Origin of the sequence: Nostoc sp. ChiQUE02 (assembly GCF_034531305.2) — a bacterium.
GTDB lineage: Bacteria > Cyanobacteriota > Cyanobacteriia > Cyanobacteriales > Nostocaceae > Nostoc.
On the sequence record NZ_JAVRBN020000031.1, the window covers coordinates 1 to 26,560 of the forward strand.

The 26,560-nt window shown below is 43.2% G+C and carries 25 protein-coding genes; 17 read left to right on the plus strand and 8 right to left on the minus strand.

The features are described 5' to 3' along the window. Positions 1-89: 89 nt before the first annotated feature. The 3 genes from RM347_RS25475 to RM347_RS25485 form a co-directional block, all read right to left on the minus strand. On the minus strand, positions 90-707 hold the full coding sequence (locus tag RM347_RS25475) for a hypothetical protein (protein ID WP_322719476.1): 618 nt from the start codon (positions 705-707) through the stop codon (positions 90-92). Positions 708-721: 14 nt separating this feature from the next. Next, a complete protein-coding gene (gene panB / locus RM347_RS25480; protein ID WP_322719477.1) occupies positions 722-1,492 on the minus strand; it encodes a 3-methyl-2-oxobutanoate hydroxymethyltransferase in 771 nt (256 codons plus the stop codon). Between the two features lie 121 nt (positions 1,493-1,613). Then, positions 1,614-2,720 carry a ligand-binding sensor domain-containing protein gene (locus RM347_RS25485; protein ID WP_322719478.1) on the minus strand — a complete coding sequence of 369 codons (1,107 nt, stop codon included), beginning with the start codon at positions 2,718-2,720 and terminating at the stop codon, positions 1,614-1,616. A gap of 835 nt (positions 2,721-3,555) precedes the next feature. Here RM347_RS25485 and RM347_RS25490 point away from each other — a divergent pair. Further along, on the plus strand, positions 3,556-4,986 hold the full coding sequence (locus tag RM347_RS25490) for a form I ribulose bisphosphate carboxylase large subunit (protein ID WP_012410537.1): 1,431 nt from the start codon (positions 3,556-3,558) through the stop codon (positions 4,984-4,986). Positions 4,987-4,992: 6 nt separating this feature from the next. On the opposite strand, the gene RM347_RS25495 is transcribed toward RM347_RS25490, so the two are convergent. Then, positions 4,993-5,118, minus strand: coding sequence for a hypothetical protein (locus RM347_RS25495; protein WP_322719479.1), 126 nt, complete (start codon positions 5,116-5,118; stop codon positions 4,993-4,995). Between the two features lie 38 nt (positions 5,119-5,156). On the opposite strand from RM347_RS25495, the gene rcbX reads away from it, so the two are divergent. From rcbX to RM347_RS25515, 4 genes are all read left to right on the plus strand, one after another. Continuing rightward, a complete protein-coding gene (gene rcbX / locus RM347_RS25500) occupies positions 5,157-5,564 on the plus strand; it encodes a RuBisCO chaperone RbcX (RefSeq protein WP_322719480.1) in 408 nt (135 codons plus the stop codon). A 46-nt stretch (positions 5,565-5,610) separates the two neighbouring features. Beyond that, entirely contained in the window at positions 5,611-5,940 is a 330-nt protein-coding gene (locus RM347_RS25505; RefSeq protein WP_012410539.1) for a ribulose bisphosphate carboxylase small subunit, read from the plus strand. 223 nt (positions 5,941-6,163) lie between these two features. Continuing rightward, entirely contained in the window at positions 6,164-6,709 is a 546-nt protein-coding gene (gene psbP / locus RM347_RS25510) for a photosystem II reaction center PsbP (protein WP_322719481.1), read from the plus strand. A 102-nt stretch (positions 6,710-6,811) separates the two neighbouring features. Continuing rightward, complete coding sequence (locus tag RM347_RS25515; RefSeq protein ID WP_322719482.1) at positions 6,812-7,405, plus strand: Maf family protein; 594 nt, start codon at positions 6,812-6,814, stop codon at positions 7,403-7,405. 34 nt (positions 7,406-7,439) lie between these two features. On the opposite strand, the gene RM347_RS25520 is transcribed toward RM347_RS25515, so the two are convergent. Continuing rightward, on the minus strand, positions 7,440-7,667 hold the full coding sequence (locus tag RM347_RS25520; protein WP_322719483.1) for a hypothetical protein: 228 nt from the start codon (positions 7,665-7,667) through the stop codon (positions 7,440-7,442). A 201-nt stretch (positions 7,668-7,868) separates the two neighbouring features. On the opposite strand from RM347_RS25520, the gene RM347_RS25525 reads away from it, so the two are divergent. After that, positions 7,869-8,606: a phycocyanobilin:ferredoxin oxidoreductase gene (locus RM347_RS25525; RefSeq protein WP_322719484.1), complete on the plus strand. Its 738-nt coding sequence runs from the start codon at positions 7,869-7,871 to the stop codon at positions 8,604-8,606. Positions 8,607-8,975: 369 nt separating this feature from the next. Here the strand turns inward: RM347_RS25525 and RM347_RS25530 are convergent, their stop codons facing one another. Then, positions 8,976-9,185 carry a hypothetical protein gene (locus RM347_RS25530; RefSeq protein WP_322719485.1) on the minus strand — a complete coding sequence of 70 codons (210 nt, stop codon included), beginning with the start codon at positions 9,183-9,185 and terminating at the stop codon, positions 8,976-8,978. Positions 9,186-9,592: 407 nt separating this feature from the next. Between RM347_RS25530 and RM347_RS25535 the strand changes: the two genes are divergently transcribed. From RM347_RS25535 to RM347_RS25545, 3 genes are all read left to right on the plus strand, one after another. After that, positions 9,593-11,017, plus strand: a complete 1,425-nt coding sequence (locus RM347_RS25535) for an HlyD family efflux transporter periplasmic adaptor subunit (RefSeq protein ID WP_322719486.1) — start codon at positions 9,593-9,595, stop codon at positions 11,015-11,017. Between the two features lie 243 nt (positions 11,018-11,260). Continuing rightward, positions 11,261-12,415: an ABC transporter permease DevC gene (gene devC / locus RM347_RS25540; protein ID WP_322719487.1), complete on the plus strand. Its 1,155-nt coding sequence runs from the start codon at positions 11,261-11,263 to the stop codon at positions 12,413-12,415. Between the two features lie 129 nt (positions 12,416-12,544). Next, positions 12,545-13,252, plus strand: coding sequence for a DevA family ABC transporter ATP-binding protein (locus tag RM347_RS25545; RefSeq protein ID WP_322719540.1), 708 nt, complete (start codon positions 12,545-12,547; stop codon positions 13,250-13,252). Positions 13,253-13,449: 197 nt separating this feature from the next. Here the strand turns inward: RM347_RS25545 and RM347_RS25550 are convergent, their stop codons facing one another. Beyond that, the gene (locus tag RM347_RS25550; protein ID WP_322719488.1) at positions 13,450-14,268 is read right to left on the minus strand and encodes a hypothetical protein; all 819 of its coding nucleotides are present in this window, start codon (positions 14,266-14,268) and stop codon (positions 13,450-13,452) included. Between the two features lie 104 nt (positions 14,269-14,372). Between RM347_RS25550 and RM347_RS25555 the strand changes: the two genes are divergently transcribed. From RM347_RS25555 to recG, 7 genes are all read left to right on the plus strand, one after another. Further along, entirely contained in the window at positions 14,373-15,170 is a 798-nt protein-coding gene (locus RM347_RS25555) for an HAD family hydrolase (RefSeq protein WP_322719489.1), read from the plus strand. A gap of 50 nt (positions 15,171-15,220) precedes the next feature. Continuing rightward, a complete protein-coding gene (locus RM347_RS25560) occupies positions 15,221-15,940 on the plus strand; it encodes a Uma2 family endonuclease (protein ID WP_322719490.1) in 720 nt (239 codons plus the stop codon). Between the two features lie 693 nt (positions 15,941-16,633). Next, positions 16,634-16,801 (plus strand): hypothetical protein, encoded by a 168-nt coding sequence (locus tag RM347_RS25565; protein WP_322719492.1) that lies wholly within the window; start codon positions 16,634-16,636, stop codon positions 16,799-16,801. Positions 16,802-17,044: 243 nt separating this feature from the next. After that, positions 17,045-17,839, plus strand: coding sequence for a 30S ribosomal protein S2 (gene rpsB, locus RM347_RS25570; protein WP_322719493.1), 795 nt, complete (start codon positions 17,045-17,047; stop codon positions 17,837-17,839). A 217-nt stretch (positions 17,840-18,056) separates the two neighbouring features. Then, positions 18,057-19,001 carry a translation elongation factor Ts gene (gene tsf / locus RM347_RS25575; RefSeq protein WP_322719494.1) on the plus strand — a complete coding sequence of 315 codons (945 nt, stop codon included), beginning with the start codon at positions 18,057-18,059 and terminating at the stop codon, positions 18,999-19,001. A 225-nt stretch (positions 19,002-19,226) separates the two neighbouring features. Next, positions 19,227-20,087, plus strand: a complete 861-nt coding sequence (locus RM347_RS25580; RefSeq protein ID WP_322719495.1) for a hypothetical protein — start codon at positions 19,227-19,229, stop codon at positions 20,085-20,087. Between the two features lie 76 nt (positions 20,088-20,163). After that, the gene (gene recG / locus RM347_RS25585; protein ID WP_322719541.1) at positions 20,164-22,683 is read left to right on the plus strand and encodes an ATP-dependent DNA helicase RecG; all 2,520 of its coding nucleotides are present in this window, start codon (positions 20,164-20,166) and stop codon (positions 22,681-22,683) included. 36 nt (positions 22,684-22,719) lie between these two features. On the opposite strand, the gene RM347_RS25590 is transcribed toward recG, so the two are convergent. Beyond that, positions 22,720-23,673, minus strand: a complete 954-nt coding sequence (locus RM347_RS25590) for a glycosyltransferase family 2 protein (protein WP_322719496.1) — start codon at positions 23,671-23,673, stop codon at positions 22,720-22,722. Between the two features lie 508 nt (positions 23,674-24,181). On the opposite strand from RM347_RS25590, the gene RM347_RS25595 reads away from it, so the two are divergent. Then, positions 24,182-26,500 (plus strand): PhoX family protein, encoded by a 2,319-nt coding sequence (locus RM347_RS25595; RefSeq protein WP_322719497.1) that lies wholly within the window; start codon positions 24,182-24,184, stop codon positions 26,498-26,500. Positions 26,501-26,560 lie beyond the last annotated feature (60 nt).

Consider the following 26,560-nt stretch of genomic DNA (forward strand, 5'->3'; position numbering starts at 1 on the left):
TGATTATTTGCCGCAATGGAATTACACCGCTAAACCACAGGTGGCATAATTCTGGATTTTATTTAATCCGCATTCCTAAGCAGCATGACTCAGGGCAATTTCTCCCAAAGTGAAATCCAAATATTGAGTTCCTCGTTTGGAAGAAAATATTTACTCTTAGATAATCGTTTAATGATTCCTAACCGATTCTTAATCAACCTTAGTTTTCTGATATCTTCCAGTTCGCTCTCAAACTTTTTTTGAGTTTCTTCTGGATTATTCGCAGCTAAAGTTTCTCTCCAATCTGTTGCTTTAATTAATGCTTCTTGATAGGAAATGTGTAAATTATCAAAAAACCAATTAACAATCTGCTGTATATCGAGAACTGGATTTCCTGGAAGAGCACCAAATTTTAGGATCGTGTAAGCTCGTAATCCCATTAAAGAATATAGATAGCTCTCAGAAAAAGTAGGATTATTTTCAGCTAAAAACTCGTAAACTGAAGTTGCGATCTCTGCCCAAGCAAGGCTCTCTGAATGAGATTCATTAGATTCTTGATTGGCTAGTTCTTGCGCTCTGAAAGTAGAGATTTCAGCCAAACCAAGCCAGTTAAATTTTTCTGGTACTTGCTGTTGTTCTGCCCAAACCATTCTCAACCAAGTTTGTACTTGCTCTGGATCTTTTTGAAGTAGAACTCTTAAGAGATTTGTTGCCTGAGTCTCACTCACAGTTAATGATGAAATTAAGGAAACTTCCGCTCTCGCACTTCCACAGCATAATTTTGCACGGCTTTGGTAATCGTCTCGCGCAAATTCGTGTAAACTTTGGCGAATGGTGGATGCTTTTCTGCCAGTCCGAGGACATCTGAAGTAACTAAAACTTGTCCATCGCAGTGAATTCCCGCACCGATACCAATTGTGGGAATACTCAATTTTTGTGAAATCTGCATTGCTAAATCTGCGGGTATATGCTCTAAAACTAGAGAAAATACACCCGCTTGTTCGAGAGCGATCGCTTCTTGTAAAATCCTCTCACTCGCTTCTTGGGTTTTTCCTTGTTGTCGCAAACCCAGTTGATGTACTGATTGTGGTGTCAAACCCACATGACCCATGACCGGAATTCCGGCTTCTACTAAACGAGCCACAGTTTGGGCGATCGCTGGATAGCCACCTTCCAATTTTACCGCTTGAGCGCCGGTTTCCTTTAGTACCCGGCCAGCTGAGTGCATCGCTTGTTGGAGACTTTCTTGATACGTCAAAAAAGGTAAATCTACAACTACTAATGCCCGTTTAACCCCACGGCGCACAGCTTTAGCGTGATATATAATTTCATCCAGAGTAATTGGCAGTGTTGTTTCATACCCAAGAACTACTGCCATCGAGTCACCCACAAGGATTAAGTCTACACCAGCTGCATCGAGGAGTTGAGCGATCGTATAATCCCAGGCGGTCAACGCGACAATTGAACGTCCCTGTTGTTTCCATTGAATTAATTGCTGGGTAGTGATTGCCATTGCCAATTTTAGATTTTGGATTTTGGATTTTGGATTGGGGATTAGGTATTTGGTTATTAAGTATTGGGTATTAGGAATAAAATTTCCTAGTCTCCAGTCCCTAGTCCCCAGTCCCTAGTCCCTACTTAACAGCGCGACCGAAAGCAATATGGGGTTTTGCACTGTCTGTTTTAGGCATTAACCAAGCTAGACCTTCACTAGTGCCGATCCATAATTTATTGCCGATGTCAGGTGCAAGGGCAAGAACCCGACTAGAAGGAAGTCCAGCAACTTCTCCGTCTAACACAGCTCCTGTATTTGGATTTAATCGTAACAAACCATTATTAGTCCCGACCCAGAGACTACCATCTTTAGCAAAACGTACCGCTGTCACGTCACGCCCACGCAGGCGAGTTACAGACCGTAGTACTGCACCAGTTTTTGGGTTAATAACTAGCAAATTATTTGGCATTCCCGCCCAGATTAACCCTTCTGGACTGATAGCTAAAGCTTGTACAGTCGTCCCTGGTAAATCGGCAATCCGTTTCATAATCGTTGCACTAGCAGTATTTACCCGCACCAATCCATCAAGGGTACCAACCCACAGTTGACCTTCAGCATCTAAAGTCAAAGTGTTGGCGCTGACACCAGGCAAATTTTTTAATGTTGTCATAATCAAGCCTTGGTCAGGACTAATTAGAGCTAAACCACTATCGGTTCCAGTCCACAAATAACCCCGCTTGTCAAGTAACAATGACAACACCCGTTTAGAAGGCAAAAATAAATTCTGTGCGGTGATTTCGTTAGTGTGGGGGTCTACTCGAACTAATCCCTCATAACTTCCTACCCACAAACGTCCTACTTTGTCTTGGGCTAAAGCACCAATGGCAATATTCGGTAAGCTAACACGAGAAACAATCTTGCCAGTTTTAGGATCAATCCGCGATAGCCCCCGCCAAGAACCTACCCAAAGATTGCCTGTAACATCTCCCAGTAAGTTACCAACCCGATAATCAGTTTGTGGAGAATTTTCTTGCACTCCCCGCTCATCGGGTAAGGGTTCTACTCGCGGTGGCGGTGGGGAAGCTGGGTAAGAGGGGGTTAAATCAGATGAATTAATGTCAGGGGTTTTTTGCGCCCATCCCATATTTGGCAAAGCTATCAACCCCAGCAAGGTGGAAGTAATCAATAAACTAGTACGCTTGCAAAACAATACCACGGTGAAATTTCCTTTGGAGACACTACCCATAGCCGTTACCTAAACTGGCTTTGGGTTAATTCCAGTGTTCCCCTAGCTGGGATTTTTTAAACATTGAGGATTAGGGAACTCGGGACCCCCTCTGGGGATTAGGGGCAATGGGGATTGGGGACTAGGAAATAAATATTTAGGAATACTTTCTCATTACCAATACCCAGCCCCGAATTCCCAGTCTCCGAATACCATTGATGACACTTTGTAAAGCATTTGTAACAAAATGTTTAAATCTTTATGTAATAACAAAATTAAATAGATAAGTTAAAAACTTTCAAAGAATAACTTATCGAATTCTTGATATATTGTGAAACAAGTTACAAATTACGTGGTGTGCGATTTTTTATCTTTCGTTCATTACTCTGCTAAATCTCTGTCAAGGAAATTCTTTTCTGGTATCTTTTCTATCAACGGAGAAGATATAAGGAGTGTAGAGGCGGGAATGTGTGCCAGCCAGCCCAATCCCCTGAATACCCCGATTGGTGGGGGAATTATCTAAATCAAGCCGCAAAAAGCGGAAGTTTTGGTGAAATTGAGAAGGTTTAGTCGGGTGCGAAGAAGAGGTAAAAAAGAATTTTAATTCGTAGGAAGAGGGAACAGTAGAAGCGCTAGGTCGTGTACCCCTAGAAGGGGAGAACACTGGTGAGGAGGGCTACCACCGCTACCAAAGTGTCCGCCGCACAAAAACTGCTAACCTCTGCCAAAAGCAACCCTTAACAAAAATTTTCCTGATCTTCCCCCCGCTCTAGAGGGGGGAAAGAGCGGGGTGAGGGGAAGTTGCACAAAACGTGATTTGATAATTAACAAGAGTGATTTCAGGGAAGGATAAAATATGTCTTACGCTCAAACGAAGACTCAGAGCAAGTCTGGGTATCAAGCCGGGGTTAAAGATTACAGACTAACTTATTACACACCCGATTACACACCAAAAGATACCGATCTTCTAGCTGCGTTCCGCATGACACCCCAGCCTGGTGTTCCTCCCGAAGAAGCAGGTGCGGCTGTAGCGGCTGAGTCTTCCACAGGTACTTGGACAACTGTGTGGACAGACTTGCTCACCGACCTCGATCGCTACAAAGGTCGTTGCTATGACATCGAACCAGTTCCCGGCGAAGACAACCAGTATATCTGTTACGTTGCCTATCCTCTGGACTTGTTTGAAGAAGGTTCTGTAACCAACGTATTGACCTCAATTGTAGGTAACGTATTTGGTTTCAAAGCTCTGCGGGCACTGCGTCTAGAAGATATCCGCTTTCCAGTAGCTTACATCAAGACCTTCCAAGGGCCTCCTCATGGTATCCAAGTTGAGCGCGACAAGTTAAACAAATACGGTCGTCCTTTACTGGGTTGTACCATTAAGCCCAAATTGGGTCTTTCTGCTAAGAACTACGGACGCGCTGTATACGAGTGCTTACGCGGTGGTTTGGACTTCACCAAAGACGACGAAAACATCAACTCCGCACCATTCCAAAGATGGCGCGATCGCTTCTTGTTCGTAGCTGAAGCTATCAACAAAGCTCAAGCAGAAACCGGTGAAATTAAAGGTCACTACCTAAACGTCACCGCTCCTACCTGCGAACAAATGTTGCAACGGGCTGAGTACGCAAAAGAACTCAAACAGCCCATCATCATGCATGACTACCTGACCGCAGGTTTCACCGCTAATACCACATTGGCTCGTTGGTGCCGCGATAACGGTATTCTGTTGCACATTCACCGTGCTATGCACGCTGTAATTGACCGTCAAAAGAACCACGGTATCCACTTCCGTGTATTGGCTAAAGCCCTACGTTTGTCTGGTGGTGACCACATCCACACTGGTACAGTAGTTGGTAAGTTGGAAGGTGAGCGTGGCATCACAATGGGCTTCGTTGACCTGTTGCGTGAAAACTACATTGAGCAAGACAAGTCTCGTGGTATTTACTTTACCCAAGACTGGGCTTCTCTACCTGGTGTAATGGCAGTTGCTTCTGGTGGTATCCACGTATGGCACATGCCCGCACTGGTAGAAATCTTTGGTGATGACTCCGTACTACAATTCGGTGGTGGTACTCTAGGACACCCTTGGGGTAACGCTCCTGGTGCTACAGCTAACCGCGTCGCCTTGGAAGCTGTTGTTCAAGCTCGTAACGAAGGCCGCAACTTGGCTCGTGAAGGTAACGATATCATCCGCGAAGCTGCCAAGTGGTCTCCTGAACTAGCTGTTGCTTGCGAACTGTGGAAAGAAATCAAGTTCGAGTTTGAAGCAATGGATACCGTCTGATCTGAGTTAACGGTTAAGAGTTAGAAGTAGAGACGCGACGCCAGTCGCTACAACGGGGGAAACCCCTGCAACGCGCTGGCTCATTAATCGCGTCTGTACAAGAGTTAAGATTTGCATTAATTCATAACTCATAATTCATAACTCATAACTCTTCAGGGCTGGGGTCAAGCATGAATCTTAAGCAAATTGCGAAGGACACAGCCAAGACTCTCCAAAGCTACCTGACTTATCAGGCTCTAAGGACAGTACTGGCACAGCTAGGCGAAACGAATCCGCCATTAGAACTTTGGCTGCATAACTTTTCTGCTGGCAAAATTCAGAATGGTGAATCATACATTGAGCAACTGTTGCGAGAAAAACCAGATTTGGCTTTGCGAATCATGACTGTCAGGGAACACATCGCGGAAGAAATCATCGAATTTTTACCGGAAATGGTTCGCACTGGCATTCAGCAAGCCAACATGGAACAGCGTCGCCAGCATTTAGAACGCATCACACGAATAGACACATCTAACCCCAGTCCGCAACCAGAACAGCAAGCAACTTCAGATCCGAATTTGGATAACTTATCCAATTAATTCGTTCAACCTAGTAGTAAAAAATCGCAACCCATTATCAAAAGCTATGCAAACTTTACCAAAAGAGCGTCGTTACGAAACCCTTTCTTATCTACCACCTCTGTCTGACGCTCAAATTGCCAAGCAGATTCAGTACATTTTGAATCAAGGTTATATTCCAGCGATCGAGTTTAACGAAACTTCTGAGCCAACAGAATTATATTGGACAATGTGGAAGCTGCCTCTGTTTGGTGCTAAATCCACTCAAGAAGTATTGAGCGAAGTTCAAGGATGCCGCTCTCAGTTTAACGGCAGCTATATTCGTGTTGTGGGTTTTGACAACATCAAGCAGTGCCAAGTTCTCAGCTTTCTTGTTCACAAACCCAACAGATACTAAGCCTAGTCAGTTGGAAATAATCATGGGATAGTTGAAGTAATTTGTCTATCCCTACATAGGAGAGGTAGATTATCTGCCTCTCCTGTTTTATAACTATATATTCCACTGGGCATTGATCCCTCACCATCTAATGCATCATCCGAAGCGTCCCGGTTGGTGGGAGAATAAAGACGAGAAATGATGCAAGCCTTGTGTTGTATCCAGCCCAAAGGAATCTGTATAAATGTGGAAACGAATTGTATTAATTTTGCTATTAGTGTTGAGCTTCAGTCTAAGTAATTCTGGTGTAGCTGCGGCGGCTGGACTCAAAAGCTTTGTAGACACTAATGATGGCTATCAGTTTTTATATCCTAACGGCTGGCTGCCAGTTAAAGTTGCCAATGGGCCAGATGTGGTTTTCCACGATTTAATTGAGGTGTCTGAAAATGTTTCGGTTGTGATTAGCCCAGTTCCAGAAGGCAAAACTTTGCCAGAATTGGGAACCCCAACAGAAGTAGGATATAAATTAGGAAAAGCCGCTCTCGCGCCTCCTGACTCTGGTCGTTCGGCGGAATTAGTCAATGCTGCACAGCGAGAAGTTGACGGTAAAACATACTACCTTTTAGAGTATGAGGTTAAACTCCCCAATCAACAGCAAAGACACAACATCGCCAGCGTTGCTGTGAGCCGTGGTAAACTTTTTACCTTCAACGCCTCAATTCCTGAAAAACGCTGGCAGAAAGTTAAACGAATGATTGATGAGGTTGTCAATTCTTTTTCTGTCTATTAATTGGGGAATGGGGAGCAGGCGAGGCAGGGAAAGCAGGGGGAGAAAAACCAATACCCAGTCCCCAATCCCCAATCCCCAATTAACAAATTTTTCTGAAATCTCATGAAAATTCCACCTTTTGTACTTGCCTCAGCTTCCCCAGCCCGACGCCGCTTGCTGCAAACTGTTGGTATTGAACCGATAGTTCGACCAAGTGACTTTGATGAGTCGCAAATTCAACTAAGTGAACCAGCACAATTGGTCAAAACTCTTGCCCAGTACAAAGCAGAAACCATAGCCCCGCAGTTTGAATCAGCTTTGATTATGGGTTGTGATTCAGTTTTGTCCATCGATGGTGAAATTTACGGCAAACCAGCAGACTTCTCTGAAGCGATCGCTCGTTGGCAGATAATGCAAGGTAACTTTGGCGACTTGTACACAGGTCATGCCTTAATTGACACTGACCAAAACCGCACTTTAGTCAAGTCTCAAGTTACAAGAGTTTACTTTGCTCAAATGAGCGAGAAGGCAATTAAAGCCTATGTTGCCACAGGTGAACCCCTCAAGTGTGCTGGTGCTTTTGCCATCGAGGGTTTTGGAAGTTTCTTCGTCGAAAAAATTGAAGGCTGTCACACCAATGTAATTGGACTCAGTTTACCCTTGCTGCGGCACATGCTAGAGGAATTGGGATACGATGTCACTGATTTCTGGCAATAGTCCTTTGTCCAAAGTTAATCCCAATGACCAATGACTAATAACTAAATTGTCTGATATTGAGTATTGCTTCGCCATGATCTGGAATCCAGACCAGCCACTCATCCGCTGAAACCGGACATAATAAAAGTGCTTCGTCAAAACTAAAAGGGTTGGGAAGTAGCAAAAGGTTCACCCAAATAGAAACTCTTAACTGCTGCAAACCTTCCAGATTCTGCCTTCTTGTTTGCACAGCAAAATCTGGTCTATGAGAATCTAGTTTCATAGCTTTCTATTAGCCTTCGCAAATGGACTAATCTAAAATTATTTCTGTAACCTAGACTACAAAATAAATAATCATTCTGAAAAGCATCTGTCTTATAAATTTACGTTGGCTGGGTGTAAGTGTTTGCTTATATTGCAGACCACAACAGGTATGGCACGACAGGTTGTAGACTGGCCACTAGATCGCATTCCCAACTAGAATATGTCATTTACTTCTATGCCCTCGCTGCGTGAGCAACAACATCCCCTAATTCGTCAGCTAGCTGATTGTATTGAGGCAGCTTGGCATCAGCACCTGGATCTATCGCCCTACCATTTGCCTGATGAGTTGGGGTATGTGGAAGGTAGACTAGAAGGCGAAAAACTGACGATTGAAAACCGCTGCTATCAAACGCCCCAGTTTCGGAAAATGCACTTGGAACTGGCAAAAATCGGAAATATGCTGGATATTTTGCACTGCGTCATGTTTCCCCGTCCAGAATACAACCTGCCGATGTTTGGTTGCGATTTAGTTGGGGGTAGAGGTCAAATTAGTGCTGCGATCGCAGACCTTTCTCCGATTCACTTAGAACGCACCTTACCAGAATCTTATACTTCTGCACTGACACAGCTAACAGTGCTTAACTTTTCCCAACCTCGTGAATTACCTGAATGGGGAAATATTTTTTCGGATTTTTGCATCTTTGTGCGCCCCAGTTCCCCAGAAGAAGAAACAATGTTTCTTTCGCGGGTGCGAGAATTTTTAGACATTCATTGCACCCAAGCGATCGCTTCACATCCTGTTTCAGTCGAACAAGTCACACAAAATCTCGCTGGACAACACAACTACTGCACCAAACAGCAACAAAACGATAAAACCCGCCGCGTACTAGAAAAAGCCTTTGGCCCAGCTTGGGCAGAACATTATATGACCACAGTTCTATTCGACCTGCCAAATTAATCATCCCCCTCATCCCTCTCAACTCCCTCCAAACTCAGAGTTCCCCATCTGTAGGCTCTGTTACGTTTTCGCGTAACGGATAAATGTAGAATTCATTCAACGAGAGTTTAATGGAGTCCCAAAACAGCAGCAGGGAGAATAGTAAGGTCTTTGAAGCGAATATCACAAAATGGTTTGTTGTCTTGGTAGGTGCAAGCAACTAGCCCTGCTAACTCATTGACCAGAAAGTTAAGGATACTCTGATGTTTAGAAATGCTCAAGTTGACAGATATTTTTTAGTTAGTTAATCGTTGATTGACTTAAGGAAGACTAACTTTTGTAGCAAGATTGTATCCAGCAAAGGCAACAGTCTATTTTTGATGTTTCTTTTCAATTTTGTGGCTCACTGTAGCCATAGTGAATGTAGCAGTAGAGTACCGCATCATACCAATTTGGGATTTTGTGTAGAGATGTGATATGTCGCGTTTCTACATCTAGATTCATACTGCTTGTAAATCCTGCTAACTCCCATTGCACCCATGTCTCAATAATACTCAGAGTTATTAAATACCCAGCTACCACAGCACTTCTCGGTTTCAATATAGACCTAACCTTACCCCCTTCTCTACTAGCGTTGGGGAGTAAGCCTCAAAGCCTCTCTCCGAGAGGTTTGGAGAGAGGTCAATGTATTGTATACATAGATGCCTAGCTACTCTTCGAGTTCTCCAACGGAGTACCCGCAGGGTACGAGCGTAGACGCATTAGCGAAGCGGTAGCGACGTTCGCGTAGCGTCTCGCAGAGAAGGAGCGTCAGCGGCTTGTCGTAAGACATCGCTATAGAAAACACCATTTTACAAAGCCATAGTGTTGAGCGTTCATCACGCAATGGATTTTAAGCCATACCCAGCTTTAAACCACTGTTGTTTGTCCTAAGCGGCTGGCTGTTGATTAAAAACCCTTTTATTTTTACTTCCATCAGCACAATTCAGGTAAATGGGCAACATATTATGTCAAGGGTGACTGAAAAGCCAAAGCCAAGTGAGCAGGCACTTAATCATGAACAACCTAAGATTTGGTGGGGTATCGCTGTCGCTGTGCCAATAGTAATCGCTGCTGGGATACTAGGTACAGCTAAAATCGAGCAGCTGAGAAAACTAACTACATCCGCACCTGTAATGCCATCTACCAATAGCATTAGTGCTGTAGGGCGTTTGGAACCGCGAGGCGAAGTTGTTAAATTGTCCGCCCCATCATCAGGATTAGCACCATCGTCACGAATTCAGCAACTTCTGGTGAGAGAGGGTGAACAGGTAAAGCAAGGTCAAATTGTGGCAATTTTGGACAACCGCGATACCCAAATAGCCGGACTAGAAGAGGCAAAAGCCAAGGTGCAAGAAGCTCGGGCAAATTTAGCGCAAGTTAGGGCTGGATCTCCAAGAGATATTCAAGCCCAAAGAGCAGTTGTTGCTCGCCTACAAGCGCAGTTAATTGGCGAAAGGAATGCTCAACAAGCTGCGATCGCGCGGATTGCAGCCCAGTTAAGTGGTGATAAACTTGTCCAACAAGCAACCGTGAACCGCCTAGAAGCTGAACTTAGTGGGCAAAGAGATGCTCTAAGAGCGACAATTACACGTATTCAAGCCGAACAGCGTAATGCTCAAGTCGATGCTGGACGGTATGATTTTTTATACAGGGAAGGTGCTATTTCTCAGCAAGAGCGGGACAGAAGACGCTTGAGTGCAGTAACTGCTAATCAGCAGGTTGCTGAAAGCCAAGCTACGCTAAAGCAGACATTGGCAACCCTGCGACAGCAACTTGCTGAGGCTAGAGCTAACCAAATACAAAATTTAGCAACTTTGCAGCAGCAGTTAATCGAAGCCAAAGTTAACCGCGATAAAACTGTAGCAACTTTGCAAAGACAAATCGATGAAGAAAAGGCCAAACTGAGCAGAATTTTGGATGTTAGTCCTACCGATGTGCAAGTAGCGCAAGCCCAAGTTAGTAATGCCCTTGCAAATGTCAGAAAAGCCGAAGCAGAACTGAGATTGAGCTACGTTCAAGCACCAATCGCTGGAGAGATTTTAAAGGTTTACACCAAGTCAGGCGAAGCGATCGGTGCAAATGGCATTGCTGAAATTGGACAAACCAGCCAAATGTTTGTGATTGCTGAAGTCGCCGAAGACAGCATTGGTAAAGTGCGTATTGGTCAAAATGCTACTATCACCAGCGATAATGGAGCATTTAGCGGCGAATTAAAGGGAACTGTCACTGAAATTGGCAGAAAAATTGGTAAAAAAGACGTGCTGAATACAGATCCAGCAGCAGATGTGGATGCCAGAGTAGTAGAAGTCAAAATTGCTCTGCCTCCAGAAGATAGCCAGAAAGTTTCTGGTTTAACTTACGCTAAAGTTGTTGTCGAAATTGATAACTAATCAAGTTCTAGGTGAGCAGTAATACAAATTTATAATTTGATATTTTAAATTGGGAATGTTCTTCATTAGGCTGTTTCATCAATTTTCAACATTATATAAATAATGTCTGATAATTTACAGCAGTTTGTTTTTAAGTGAGGTACGGAACCTAGACTTAAAAGCCAGATATAAATACTGTTTTACTACTCCTAACTCCTAAGTTTTGAATTCCATAACTGCTAACTGTGCTTGGATGCCTAGAAAATGAATCAAAAAATACCTCTGTCGTGGCTCCAACTGACAAGGGAAAAAACTCGCCTAGCTGTGGCTTTGGCAGGAATTTCTTTCGCTGATATTTTAATGTTTATGCAACTCGGTTTCCGAGATGCTTTGTATTATAGTAATGTTCGATTTCACAACAGCTTGCAGGGCGATATTGTCTTAATCAATAGTCAATCCAGCGCTGTTCTAGCGATGAGAAGCTTTTCTCAACGGCGATTATATAAAGCTTTAGAGTTACCAGCAGTACAATCAGTACATCCAATATATTTAGACTTTACAATCTGGAAAAATCCTGTAACAGGCCGCCCTCGTAGTATCCTGATATTTGGAATGAACCCAGAAACTAACCTAGTTAACTTACCTGGAGTTCAGGAGAATTTAGATAAACTTAAACTACCTGATGTAGTTCTATTTGACCGTTCTTCTAGAGTAGAGTATGGCCCAATTGCTGCTAATTATCAGCAAGGAAAGACTGTAACAGCAGAAGTACGAAGGCGGCGAATTAAAGTAGAAGGACTATTTACATTAGGTGCATCATTTGGCGCAGATGGTAATTTAATTACGAGTGATATTAACTTTCTGCGGATATTCAGCAATCGTCAAAAAGGATTAATTGATATTGGGCTGATTAGATTAAAGCCGGGAGCAGATGCTAAAGTTGTCGCCCAAGAATTACGAAAGTATTTACCTAACGAGGTAAATGTCTTAACTAAGCAAGAATTTATTGATTTTGAGCGTAATTATTGGGCAAATAGTACAGCTATTGGGTTTATTTTCACATTAGGGACTGTCATGGGCTTCATTGTAGGGACTGTGATTGTTTATCAAATCCTTTATACAGAAGTTGCAGATCACTTAGCTGAGTACGCTACTCTCAAGGCAATAGGATATACACAAAACTATTTGTTAACAGTCATTCTTCAAGAGGCTTTGTTGTTAGCAATTTTAGGATACTTCCCTGGTATAGTTTTTGCTTTATTTATGTATAAAAGTGCTAGAGAAGCAACTCTTTTACCAGTTTTTATGAGTTTTGATCGTGCCGTAATGGTGTTGATTTTGACTATGATGATGTGCATTATTTCTGGTGCGATCGCAGTCCGAAAATTGCGTTCTGCCGATCCAGCAGATATCTTTTAATTAATTCAATATTAATTAAAAGATATTGTTGTTAACCATAGCCTATCATTAATAATTAAGAAAACTTAATTTCTGAAAGGCACTACAGTTCCGTCTCGGAACTGCTAACTTATAGCTAACAAATTTATGATGAGACAAGAACCTGTAATTGCCATTAAAAATCTCAATCACTACTATGGCAAAGGCGCACTGAGAAAACAGATATTATTTGATATCAACCTAGACATTTATCCTGGTGAAATTGTAATTATGACCGGGCCATCAGGTTCAGGTAAAACAACATTACTGAGCTTGATTGGTGGTTTACGGTCTGTACAAGAAGGAAGTTTAAAATTTTTAGGTGAAGAACTCGTTGGCGTCAGTCAAAACAAACTGGTGCAGATGCGACGCAACATTGGTTATATTTTCCAAGCTCACAATTTGCTAGGGTTCTTGACAGCAAAGCAAAATGTGCAAATGGCGGTAGAATTGAACGATCATATTTCTCAAACAGAAGCAGTGGCTAAATCAAAAGCCATGCTGGGGTCTGTTGGGCTAGAAGAACGAGTTGATTATTACCCAGACAATCTTTCTGGTGGACAAAAACAAAGAATTGCGATCGCCCGCGCCTTGGTGAATCGTCCCCCATTGGTGTTAGCAGACGAACCAACAGCAGCATTAGACAAACAATCAGGACGCGATGTCGTGGAAATAATGCAGAGTCTAGCCAAAAATCAGGGAACTACTATCTTATTAGTGACACACGACAACCGCATTTTAGACATAGCCGATCGCATCGTAGAAATGGAAGATGGTCTTTTAACCCGTAATTCCCCCAATGCAGCTATTCAGTCATAATTTTAGTCATTAATCATTTATTCTTTGTGAATGACCAATGACTAATGACTAATACTTCTCTACGAGAGGCTGCGCCAACGGCTCCCTTCCCTACGGGACGCTACGCCTAGCTTGCTTCCCCGGAGGGGTACGACTGCGCTCAGGGCAAGTCGCTCAGTACAAGTAACTAATGACCAATGACTAATGACAGCCATAATTTATTGTCTAGCCGAGCCTGATTTTTTCATTCCAGGTGGTTGCTGAGTTGGGGCATTTGGTTGGCGACTAGTGCGAAAAGTCACATTTACGCCTTCATTCGATTGCTCTAGCACCAGTAGAGGCGTAGGTTTAGCCTTTTGATCCCAATGCATAGTAGCAATCCGACCTTGAATTATTGGTTGCCAACTATCTTCGTCTTCTATGGGGCTTAGGTAAGTTTCTATACAGTCAATAATTTGACTAATAGTTGCAGAAGTTGCTTGTGTCGGTAACTTCATTAACCGGATTTGAATCCGAAATAGTACTCGCTTGGCAGAGTTACCTGGACTACCAGTCTCATACTCTACATCAAAAATTTCATCTACTTGCCGTCCAGCACTATTAGCAATTCCGACTGATCCTTGTTGGGCTTGATTTGGACGCAAGGCTTGAGAAATTTTTTCTTTGATCTGAATCTTAACTTGATTTAGAATTGCAAAATGAAACACCTCCTCTGACATCCGCATTCGCAGATAATCCAGGTTAAAGTCCCGTGAATTGACCAAATCGGGATTAGTTTCCATTTTGCGGATTGTTTCCAGCGCCAGCTTAAACTTTTTCTCTAGTTCTCGCGCGCGGAATTGTTCAAACTTGAGTTTTTTCTCCAGCTGATTCATCTGGAGCTTACTATACACAATCAAAGCAATCACCGCTAAAGCCAGCCCTCCAGAAGTTACCAACAATAATGGTGGTATTTGAGGATTACTTGCTGGCACTTCCTGGGATGCCTTTTTAGTCTTTGTCCCGGAGGATTGGGCAAGAAACATTGAAGTGGACATGGTTGGAAACTGAAAAACTTGACTCCTGATGTTTAGGATGCCCAAATCTTCAATGCCATCTTGCTGTATGATTAGTATTTTTTACAGCTTTTTACAAACCGCCTATGTCCAGACATTTGAGCCTCCCTGCCCTGTCTGAGGTTTCATCTATTTGCCTGAGCAATATTCGTCTGATAGCCACAGATATGGATGGCACTCTGACTAGAAGAGGAAAATTTACTCCCCCACTGCTGCAAGCTTTAGAGGATTTAGCGGCAGCTGACATTAAAGTACTGATTGTCACAGGACGTTCTGCTGGGTGGGTAAGTGGATTGAGTAGCTTGATGCCAGTGGCAGGTGCGATGGCAGAAAATGGCGGTTTGTACTTTCCACCTGGGAACCAGAAACCAGTAGTCTTAACACCCATTCCCGATTTAGCTAAACATCGCCAGCACTTGGCTACAACTTTTGAGAATTTACAAACTAAATTTCCTCAAATCCAAGAATCTGCTGATAATCGGTTTCGTATCACTGACTGGACTTTTGATGTAGCTGCTTTGCGTCAAGACGAATTACAAACTCTAGATAGTCTCTGTCAACAAATGGGTTGGGGATTTACCTATAGCAACGTGCAGTGTCACATTAAACCCCAAGGACAAGATAAAGCAGTGGGATTGTTGCAGGTATTGCGTGAATATTTGCCCCAGTATTCACCAGAACAAATTGTTACTGTTGGCGATAGTCCCAATGATGAAAGTTTATTTGATCGGCGTTATTTCCCTATTTCTGTAGGCGTGGCAAACGTGCTGGAATATATGACTCAGTTGAAATATCACCCTGCTTATATTACTAACGCTGCCGAAGGGGAAGGATTTTGTGAGTTATCTAGTTATATTTTGAAAAGCTTGTACATCCCAAGTTAGGGAGAAGTAGAGTTGTTCTACAATAATCTCGTAGCACTGATTTTATAACCATGACGGCTACTGTACCTGTTAGTGTCGAATCAGAAATCTTCTACCCCAGTGCTGATGGTCAACCAGTGGCAGAAACTTACGACCACCTTTATGCTTTACTAACTACCTTAGAAGTTCTGAAACAGTATCTGACAAATCGTCAGGCAACAGTTTTGGCAAATCAATTTCTTTACTATGCACAAGGCTTTCCCAAGTTGCGGGTAGCTCCAGATGTGATGGTGATTTTTGATGTTGCACCTGGCGGTCGGGACAACTATAAAACCTGGGAAGAGGGTCAAGTACCCACAGTTATTTTTGAAATAACATCTTTTGGTACTAAGGGACAAGACGAAATCTTCAAAAAAACCCTTTATGAGCAGCTAGGCGTCAAGGAATACTGGCTATTTGACCCTAAAGGCGAGTGGGTAGAACAACAGTTACGTGGCTATCGCCTGCGGGGAGAAATCTACGAACCGATACAAGATGGACGCAGTGAACCGTTACAACTGCGCTTGGTAGTTGAGGAAAGGCTAATTGGGTTTTATCGAGAGGATACAGGGGAAAAATTACTGATCCCTGGTGAACTGGTAGAGGCTTTACGACAGGAAGTTTTAGCAAGACAGCAAGCAGAAGAACTGGCAGAACAGGAACGCCAACGAGCAGAACAGGCAGAATTGCAGATAGAACAGTTAAAGGCAAGGTTGCGATCGCTCAATGTAGACCCCGATACTATTGAGTAAGATACAGGGTCGTCCCTGGACTATAAAAATTGCCGCACGCTGTAGTAAAGACAAGCCAGACTGCCGACAATATAAACTAGCCAAGTACCAAAAAAACCGATCGCTCTGCCCGGTGATGGCCCATAAGTCTGTATTAATCCCCGTTTCAACGAATGCTACACATAACTCCCAAGCGTTATCAGCAGGAAGCGAGTAGTATTTTAGACCATGTATAAAACCGATATATGTGTAGTTTTCTGCAAGACCGTTTGAAAAACTTTATCCTGTCTGGGTTTACAATTTGCTACATCTGAGTTTTTCAGCCATCATTTACAACGGAAAATCAAGCTTTTTGAGATCATCTTCCAGATTTTTGGTTATATCTTGGCTAAATGCCAAGTAGACAATTTGTTAGCCGTGTGTTTGCTACATTTATTACCTGAGACAGAATACAATAGATGAATCTCTAGCGCGTTTCAATCTAGTAAGTCTCAACAATACTAATTTAATTGAAAAGACTGTTTTATACAGTCATTCCCAAGCAAAACTGAATCAAAGGATAAATAAACCGCCAGCCTTTTAAGCACCCAGAGACGCTAAGAGATTATACAGATACTCCAAGGACAGGTTAGCGTTTTATTTCCTACTTCCACTAGAAAGTCCAAGATCAATGTAAAGTCAAGAATTTACCTTTAAATATTGAGGTATAAAATTATGCAAGAAATTGAAAGATTCTTTGGCAACTTGTTCAGTGGCATAATCAACCGCTTTAAGTATTCTGCGATGGACGCTGCCGATCGCAAAATGAGAGAAACCATCGACGATCAGATCGAACAACGGCGACAAAAACCTAAGCCCAAGGATCAAGAAGACCGCAAGTAGATGAGATGTTAGAAGAGCAGCATTTTCATCACTAAAAGCATAGCGTTGCCTGATTGTTGAGTGGGCAACCCTATTTTCTCGCCCTCAATCTACATAATCAATCTACAACTCTTCCTATTGGGGTTAGCAGTCTGTGTTAACCTAGTATGGTTAACTAATCTCGCACATCTGAGAATTCGGGTGTTTCCCGATTGGGAAATACACTTGGATGGAGGTTTAACCCGAATCGGAGTTAAAAATTATATGCCAGTAGTTTCATTGGCTCAAATGATGGAGTCAGGGGTTCACTTTGGGCATCAGACCCGGCGTTGGAACCCAAAAATGTCTCCTTACATTTATACTTCCCGCAATGGTGTACATATTATCGACTTGGTGCAAACTGCCCAGTTGATGGATAATGCTTACAACTACATGCGATCGCACGCAGAACAAGGGAAGAAATTTCTTTTCGTCGGCACCAAGCGTCAAGCAGCTGGAATTATTGCCCAAGAAGCTAGCCGTTGTGGTTCCCACTACATTAACCAACGCTGGTTGGGCGGAATGTTGACCAACTGGGCAACCATCAAAACACGAGTTGACCGTCTGAAAGATTTAGAACGCCGTGAAGAAACTGGCGCACTAGATTTATTACCGAAAAAAGAAGCATCAATGCTACGTCGAGAAATGACGAAGCTCCAGAAATACTTGGGCGGCATTAAAACAATGCGAAAAGTGCCCGATATCGTCGTAATTGTAGACCAACGGCGGGAATATAACGCAGTTCAAGAATGTCAAAAGCTGAATATTCCTATTGTGTCTATGCTGGATACAAACTGTGACCCAGATGTAGTAGATATCCCCATCCCAGCAAACGATGATGCTATCAGGTCAATTAAGCTGATAGTAGGAAAATTGGCGGATGCCATTTATGAAGGTCGTCACGGCCAGCTAGATGCTGAAGAGTATGACGAAGATTACGAGGGCGGTGAGTATGACGAAGACTACGAAGAAAGCGAATATACTGACGCCGTAATTCCCGACGAGGAAGAAGAGGAATAAGTAAAGCAGGGGTGAAGCAAGTTTGCAGCGGAGGGCGGTTGTTTGCAGAGTGGCAGCAATCCGCCCTAGCCTGCGGTAACTCGTAGGCTAAGGTAGAGGCGAAAAAACTCATACCTTATAACTTCATTATTTTTTCTCCCCCAGCCCTGAGTAAGATAGAAATACTCAACACCCGTGAGCGATTACAACTCGAGGTCAAGTTAGGAATTGAGGCAACATGGCGGAAATATCTGCAAAACTCGTCCAAGAGCTACGCCAAAAAACTGGTGCCGGCATGATGGACTGCAAAAAGGCGCTGATAGAGACTGAAGGCAACGTAGAAGAAGCCGCAGACTGGCTACGGAAAAAGGGCATCTCTAAGGCGGGGGCAAAAAGCGATCGCGTTGCGGCAGAAGGTCTAGTAGACACTTACATTCAGCCTGGTGGTCGAGTGGGTGTACTCATAGAAGTCAACTGCCAAACCGACTTTGTTGCTCGTAACGAGGCTTTTAAAGCTTTAGTTAAGAATCTGGCAAAGCAAGCAGCGACTGCTGATAGTGTTGAGTCTTTGTTGGCTCAACCCTATATTGATAATAAAAATGGAACTGTAGAAGAATTCATCAAGCAAACCATTGCCACGCTCGGTGAAAACATTCAAGTGCGTCGCTTTGTCAATTTTGCACTAGCGGAAGGTACACAAGGTATAGTAGACAGCTACATTCACACTGGCGGTCGAGTTGGTGTATTGGTAGAACTGGGTTCTCAAACTGAGTCAGTGGCTGCTAATTCAGAGTTCCAAACCTTGGCACGGAACACTGCAATGCAAGTTGCAGCTTGTCCCAATGTCGAGTATGTGAGCGTAGACCAAATTCCCGCCGAAGTTGCCCAAAAGGAAAAAGAGATTGAAATGGGCAAGGATGATTTGGCGAATAAGCCAGATAACATCAAAGAAAAGATTGTTCAGGGACGGATTGAAAAACGCCTGAAAGAATTGACTTTGCTCGATCAGCCTTACATTCGCGATCAAAGTATTTCTGTAGAAGACTTGGTGAAGCAAGTGAAAGGGCAATTAGGCGAAGACATTCAAGTGACTCGCTTTGTCCGCTATATACTGGGCGAAGGCATTGAAAAGCAAGAAATTAGCTTTGCTGATGAAGTCGCTGCACAAATGGGCAGCAAGTAATATTAGTCATTGGTCATTAGTCATTAGTCATTAGTCTTTACCAAGGACAAATGACTAATGACTCTTTACCAAACAGGTCAAGCAAATAGCCTGACCTGTATTTTATTAGTAAAAACGCAAGATATCGCATTTAATTTAAAATCTAAAATCCTCTGGAAAGTTATCTTAAAATAGATTCGTACATTTGTACTATGTAATGGTTCAGATGGGCAAGAACGAAAAGATATGGCAAGAGCAATCGAGCGAATTGAACGGGATATTGCAGCACTGAAAGAAACGATCCGCGCGATCGCAGTAGAATTACAAACCGCTTATGCTAGTTATCTAGCCACCTTGGGACTAGCTGTACGAAAACAGTTAATTCTTGCGAGTTACCACCTTTGTACCCAGGGGTATCCCGAAAACTTTCTGCATTTATCATTGAATCAGCGCCAACAATTGCAACAAGCCATCCGCAAGTTGGGTCAACTGGCATCTGAGCAATTGCTCACTTGTATAAAAAGTGAGGAAGCAGGGGGAAATGAAAGAGATGGAACAGATGAGGGAGATGGGCAAGATGGTAGACATGGGGGAGTAACATCCTCATCTCCTGTGATCCCGGCCAAATCTACCCCTGAACCTTTTCCCCTCGACACCTCTAGTCCTATAGAACTGGCAAAATGGCAACAGAACTTAGAAGAGGTCACGCAAGAGATTCTGAAAAAACTTTCGCATGATGCAAATCTTTTATTACAAAAAGCTGGGGTATTACCCAAAAAACTACCAGAACCGATTTTAGCCGCAGCGGCTGCGGCTGCATCAGAAGCATCTGCCGAGGTAATGCCAGGACCACCCAATTTATTAAACTTAGTAATTGAAATTGAAAATGAGCAGCAGTCAGAAGATTCTGGACTGACACAAATTATGGCTATTAACCTGCGGCTAGGCGAAATTGAATTTGCTGATACGACACTCTCCTCTGAGCGCAGGCAAATCCGCAGTATTTTAGTTCAGCTAAACAAGTTAGGGCGAGAGTATCAAAAGAAACATCGAGAGAAGGCAATTGCTGAAGCTGAAGCTGCATGGCGTGCTAGTTGGTTTGAATAAAGTTATGAGTTATGAATTATGAGTTATGAGTTATTTATTCCTAACTCCTAACTCCTCACTCCTCACTCTGCTACCAATGACTAATGAAAAACCAGATTGGATACGATTGCACAAAGCCTTGGCAATAGAAGCTGAACGTGGCTTTACAGACTTGGTGGGCAGACAATACCGTTTCAGTGAATTTCTGAGCCTAACTTTGGGCAAATTCCCAACAGGATTGCCGCAAACTGAACGCCGCCGTTGGCAAGGACTAGCGGTACAATTTGCTAGTTATCCACATTTAGCGCTGGAAGAAAGACAACACTTAGTAGCAGAGACTCGGAGGTATCTCTCACAACTACAGCAAGAGGAGCAGGGTGAGCATACTTCTCTACGAGAGGCTGCGCCAACGACTGCGCTCAGTAACCGGGGGAGCAAGGGAGCAGGGGAGCAGGGGAAAAAAATCCAAAATCCAAAATCTCCAATTGTTGCTGAGGTTAGTCGGAGGCTTGCCCCGAAAATTGAGCAAAAACTCAGTGACTTGCCAGAAATAGGCTTTAAAAAAGCTGATAATTTGGCACGGCTTGGTTTACACACCGTCCGCGATCTGCTTTTTTACTATCCTCGTGACCACATTGATTATGCGCGTCAGGTGAATATCCGCGAGTTACAGGCGGGTGAGACGGTGACAATAGTGGCTACAGTAAAGCGTTGCAACTGTTTTACTAGTCCCAAAAATCAGAAATTATCAATTTTAGAACTGATTGTCAAAGATAACAGTGGTCAAATCAAAATTGGTCGTTTTTACGCAGGTACGCGCTTTAGCAGTCGCGCTTGGCAAGAAAGTTTAAAACGCCGTTATGCAGTAGGTAGTATTCTGGCGGCCTGTGGGTTGGTGAAAGAAAGTAAATACGGATTGACACTGGATAATCCAGAACTAGAGGTTTTGGCAAATCCAGGAGATACAATTGAGTCGCTGAATATTGGGCGGGTGGTGCCAATTTATGGACTAACTGAGGGTGTGGTGGCGAATACAGTGCGACAAGCGGTAATTGCTGCTTTGCCTGCTGCGGCTAACTTGAAAGACCCTCTACCAAGTGGTTTGCGACAGAAGTATGGTTTGATGGAATTGAAAGATGCGATCGCTAATATTCACTTTCCCAGCGATAGCGCCGCCCTGCAAGTTGCCCGTCGCCGCCTAGTTTTTGATGAATTTTTCTACCTGCAACTTGGGTTACTGCAACGTCAGCAGCAAGCAAGAGCGATTCAAACCAGCGCCATCCTTGTCCCACGTGGTCAACTTGTAGAAAAATTCCACGAAATATTGCCTTTTCAACTTACTGGTGCACAGCAACGAGTCCTCAACGACATCCTCAACGACTTGCAGAAACCTGTGCCAATGAATCGTTTGGTGCAAGGTGATGTCGGTTCTGGTAAAACCGTCGTCGCCGTGCTAGCTATCCTTGCAGCAATTCAATCTGGCTACCAAGCGGCGCTGATGGCTCCCACAGAAGTTTTGGCAGAACAACACTATCGCAAGTTAGTTAGCTGGTTTAACCTCTTGCATTTGCCAGTGGAATTATTGACAGGTTCCACAAAAACTGCTAAACGAAGACAAATACATTCTCAGTTAGGAACTGGTGAATTACCTCTGTTAGTAGGAACCCATGCCTTGATTCAAGACCCTGTGAACTTCCAGCAACTAGGGTTAGTGGTGATAGATGAACAGCATCGCTTTGGGGTAGAACAACGGGCGCGTTTGCAGCAAAAAGGCGAGCAACCCCATGTGTTAACTATGACAGCTACCCCAATTCCCCGAACCTTGGCACTGACGATACACGGGGATTTGGATGTGAGCCAAATTGATGAGTTACCGCCAGGACGGCAAAAGATTCAGACAACAGTATTGTCAGGTCAGCAACGCAACCATGCTTACGACCTCATCCGCCGAGAAATTGCCCAAGGTAGACAAGTTTACGTGGTTTTGCCGTTAGTGGAAGAATCAGAAAAATTAGATTTGCGATCGGCTGTTGATGAGCATCAAAAGCTACAGGAAAGTGTTTTTCCCGACTTTCAAGTGGGGCTGCTGCACGGTCGCATGAGTTCAGCCGATAAGGATGAAGCGATTACCAAATTTCGTGATAACCAAACGCAAATTTTGGTTTCTACTACCGTTGTCGAGGTTGGTGTAGACGTACCTAATGCTACAGTAATGCTCATTGAAAATGCAGAGCGATTTGGCTTATCACAACTCCACCAACTGCGGGGGCGTGTCGGTCGTGGCGCGGCTCAGTCTTACTGTCTGTTGATGAGCAGTTCCAGAAGTCCTGATGCTCAACAACGGTTGAAGGTGTTGGAACAATCTCAGGATGGCTTTTTCATCTCCGAAATGGATATGCGTTTTCGTGGCCCAGGTCAAGTATTGGGAACTCGTCAATCTGGAGTGCCAGATTTTACCTTAGCGAGTTTGGTCGAAGATGAAGAAGTTTTACTTTTAGCGCGGCAAGCAGCAGAAAAAATAATAGAGATGGATGTTACTCTAGAGCGTTGGTATTTGATGAAACAAGAGTTGAAGTATCGGTATGAGCGGTTGATGGGTGGGGCAATTTTGACGTGACGTGACTGGGTAAATCCAAGTTTACCCGGTTTGAAATCACGATACTTGCTGCATTTCAGCATAAGCTTGATAGACACCCTTCACGTTGTACCAGTTAAGGAAAATTCGGGCAATTTCTAAAGCCAGTTGAGGTTTACCTAAATTAATTAGCCATTGCAAAAATGGAGCCATTGTCCGTTCATTAAGTGCGCCATTTAGTGACAAAATTCCCCAAAGTAAGCGATGCAACCAAGTCATTTGAATCATCATTCGCACTTCCCATGTAGGATGCTTTTGATAAAATAAAACTCCCATACGTCCGCGTTGAATTTCTTGGTCAATCAATCGGGGAATTTGTTCTAATTTAAATGCTGGATGCCAATGATATCCTACAGCTTCTGGACATTTAATTAATGTCAAACCTAGTTTTTTCAGCCGCACACCTAATTCTAAATCTTCCCAACCATAGAGTTGAAAACTAGTGTCAAAAAGTCCTGCTTTCTCTAGCCAATGTTTAGGGATTGCTACATTTCCCGTAGCAAAAAAAGCTGCTGAAAAATCTGTTACTTTGTAGGGTTCAGCCGTTGGATTATCGAAATTGCAAGTATTAATAACTGCACCGTAAGTGAAAAAGCGATCGCACCCCAATTTCTCTTTCCCCTGCACTAATGCGTTAACATGAGCTTGCAAGAAATTATCCAGCACTACTAAATCACTATCAATAAAGATAATTGTGTCTCCCAGCGCTTGTTCTACTCCCAAATTTCGAGCCGCAGCTGGGCCAGCATGATCTTGTTGAAACCAGCGCACATGGGGAAACTCCTCTTTGTGTGCTGCTAACCACTCCAATGTGCCATCAGTAGAACCATCATCCACCAAAACAATTTCGTAATCAGTAACCGAACTTGGCTTACTCAACTCTTGTACCTCCAAGGCACGGAGGCACTTTTCTAAAATCGGTTGGCGATTATAAGTTGGTATCACAACGCTGAAAAACACAGTCTCACCCACAACACTATCTACCCATCTTCAGCATAGGACAGATACGACGCTGACACTGTTCCTTACTTGATTCTGTTTACGGAAATGGTAAATTTGCTGATAATGCAATAATATTTGCTAGGTATTTAAGAACAGGTATATAAATTTACTATGTCTTAAACCTGAAAATATACATTTTGCTATATCTGTTAAAAATTATTTTACTTTTACAAGTACAGGTATTTATGCTTAACTCATATTACTTTTTTCAAGATTATTTTTTAGTAAAGAATAACAGTTGATAAATTCTAATTAATCAAGATATAACCTGTCGTTAATTTTTATTGATTATATTTTAGGAGAAACTTAGGAAATCTCATGCATTTAGGTAACTTAAAACAGCAAATAATCTATTTTTCGTAGGAAGTTATCTCATATTCAAAATATAGGAAGTTTCACGTAAATACTAATGGCTTTTCCTGTCAACGAATAGAGTTTGTCTGTATTAAATTTTTCCGATCAAAATAGAGGAAGTTTGATGTCTACATTCAGCCGGAGACAACTTTTAATCTTTTTTGCAGGCAGTGCTGGTGCTGCTGTGTTGGGAGACAAAATTCTAGATGGTGTTACCAGCATTGCGGAAGCAAAAACTAAGCTACTAAGCTTTACACCAGTGCGTTTACCCCATCCCCTACCAATTTATAAACACCAAAAGAATTTCTTGCCAACAGGAATTGGTCAGGGAAAAGTAGAAAATGCATCTACGGATGTTAAGTTAAGTAGCTACAACGTCATTGATGATGTAGTAGTGCCACCGGAGTACGAACGTTATGTAATTGCAAGTTGGGGCGATCGCGTGTTTCCCAACAAAGATGATTATTTCGGTTACAACTGCGATTACACTGGTTTTGTTCCCATTGGTAGAACCAACGATGTCGGCTATTTGTGGGTCAATCACGAATACGTTAGTTTCCCTTTTTCTGTCTTAGCACCAGGAACTCCCTCTGATGTGAAAGCATCACCCGACGCATTCCAGCAGGTAATTGGGTGGGCTTTACCCTCTGCCAAAAATATTGAAGTTGAAGGGGAATTTTTATATAATCAAGGCGGATCAATCATTCGCATCTCTCGCCGTAACGCCAATAAGCATTTTGCTGTGGTCAGCGATGATCCCCGAAATCGTCGCATTCATGGTCTTTCTGGGTTGGGAATTAATAGCCAACGGAATGATGATTACAAAAACATTACCTCTTGGGGAAGTCGCAGCCACCAGCAAGGTGACCAAAACTATTTAACTAGTACTGGCCCAGCTGCAACTGAAGTATTTAACCTGAGTTCCGATAAACTTGGCAACAAAATTATTGGTACTGCCTACAACTGTTCTGGTGGTACAACTCCTTGGGGAACTATTTTATCTGCTGAAGAAAACTTCCAAAGCAGTGTTACAGAAGCAGTTAAGCCTGATGGGACTCAGACAGATTACACCAAAGATACTGTAGGTAAAACTTTTGGTTTAGTTGGCGAAAAATACGGCTGGATTGTCGAAATTGACCTCGTAAATCCGAATTTCCGCCCTCGTAAACACACTTGGTTAGGACGTTTCCGCCATGAAAACGTTGCCATCCGTGCTCAAGCAGGTAAGAAATTAGTCGCCTATATGGGTGATGACAGACGTGGCGGACATACCTGGAAATTTGTTAGTAAAGGTACTATTTCCTCACCAACTAGTAAAGCTAACAGCAGCTTGTGGGAAAGTGGTACTTTGTATGTTGCCCGTTACAACGCAGATAAAACAGGTCAATGGATACCTTTACTCTTAAATACTGCTACCAATCCTATTCCACCATCAGTTATTTCTTCTCAAGAAGGTAACGTCTTAGATGAAAAAGTGAAGTTTTTACCACTACCGAAACGTAGTGGCGTTGCAGGTCAAACTGAAGATGGTGGTATCTTTAAATGCGATCGCACCAACGAAGCGACAGCACTACCTAATTATCAGAATAAGAAGCTATCTGACTTCTACCCAACCCAAGGCGCTGTTCTCAGCGATGCCTTCTTAGCCGCAAACTTGGCCGGGGGAACACCTACAGCACGTCCAGAAGATTTAGAAGTGCATCCTTTCACCAAAGAGGTGTTCATCTCCTATACTGATGGTGCACCGGGAAGCGACGGTTATCCAGATTCGCGGATTTTCCAAGTTGCCAAGGTAAGTACCGATGTCAATGCCACACAGCAGTCAGGCGGACTCTACAAAATTATTGAAGATAGTGCCGATGGTACAGGTTTAACCTTCCGCTGGGAAAGATTTGCCCAAGGTGGGGAAGCCGGATCGGTTGATGGAGCTGGTTTTGCTAATGTCGATAACCAAGTATTCGACAATCAAGGTAATGTTTGGGGTGTAACAGATATGTCTACCAACACTCACAACGGTTTTGACATCGGTGCAGCTGGTACTCCAACCACCATCGATCACAAAATTATTGGTGATGTTTCCAAGTTTACAGGAGTTTTTGGTAATAACTGGCTGTTCTTTATCCCCACCAGTGGAGCCAATGCAGGACATGTAGTACCGTTTGCCTATGGGCCGGTGCGTTGCGAGATGACTGGGCCAACTTTTGTAGAAGATACACTGATTCTTTCAGTACAACATCCTGGTGAAGATTGTCCGATTAATGATGGCACAATTTTGAGCCGTAGCATTGAATTACTGGATTTGAATGGTATAACATTCAATCAGACTCGCACTGTACCTCGTGGTAGTAGTTGGCCCAGTAATATAAATGGTCAACATACAGGTGTCCCTCGTCCATCTGTAATTGCTATCCAGCGGAAGAAGCCGACTGGCAGTTTTGTTTAGCCTTTTCTGTACGTGTAAAGAAGTTGTCATTCAACTTCTTTACATTGGATATCTATATAA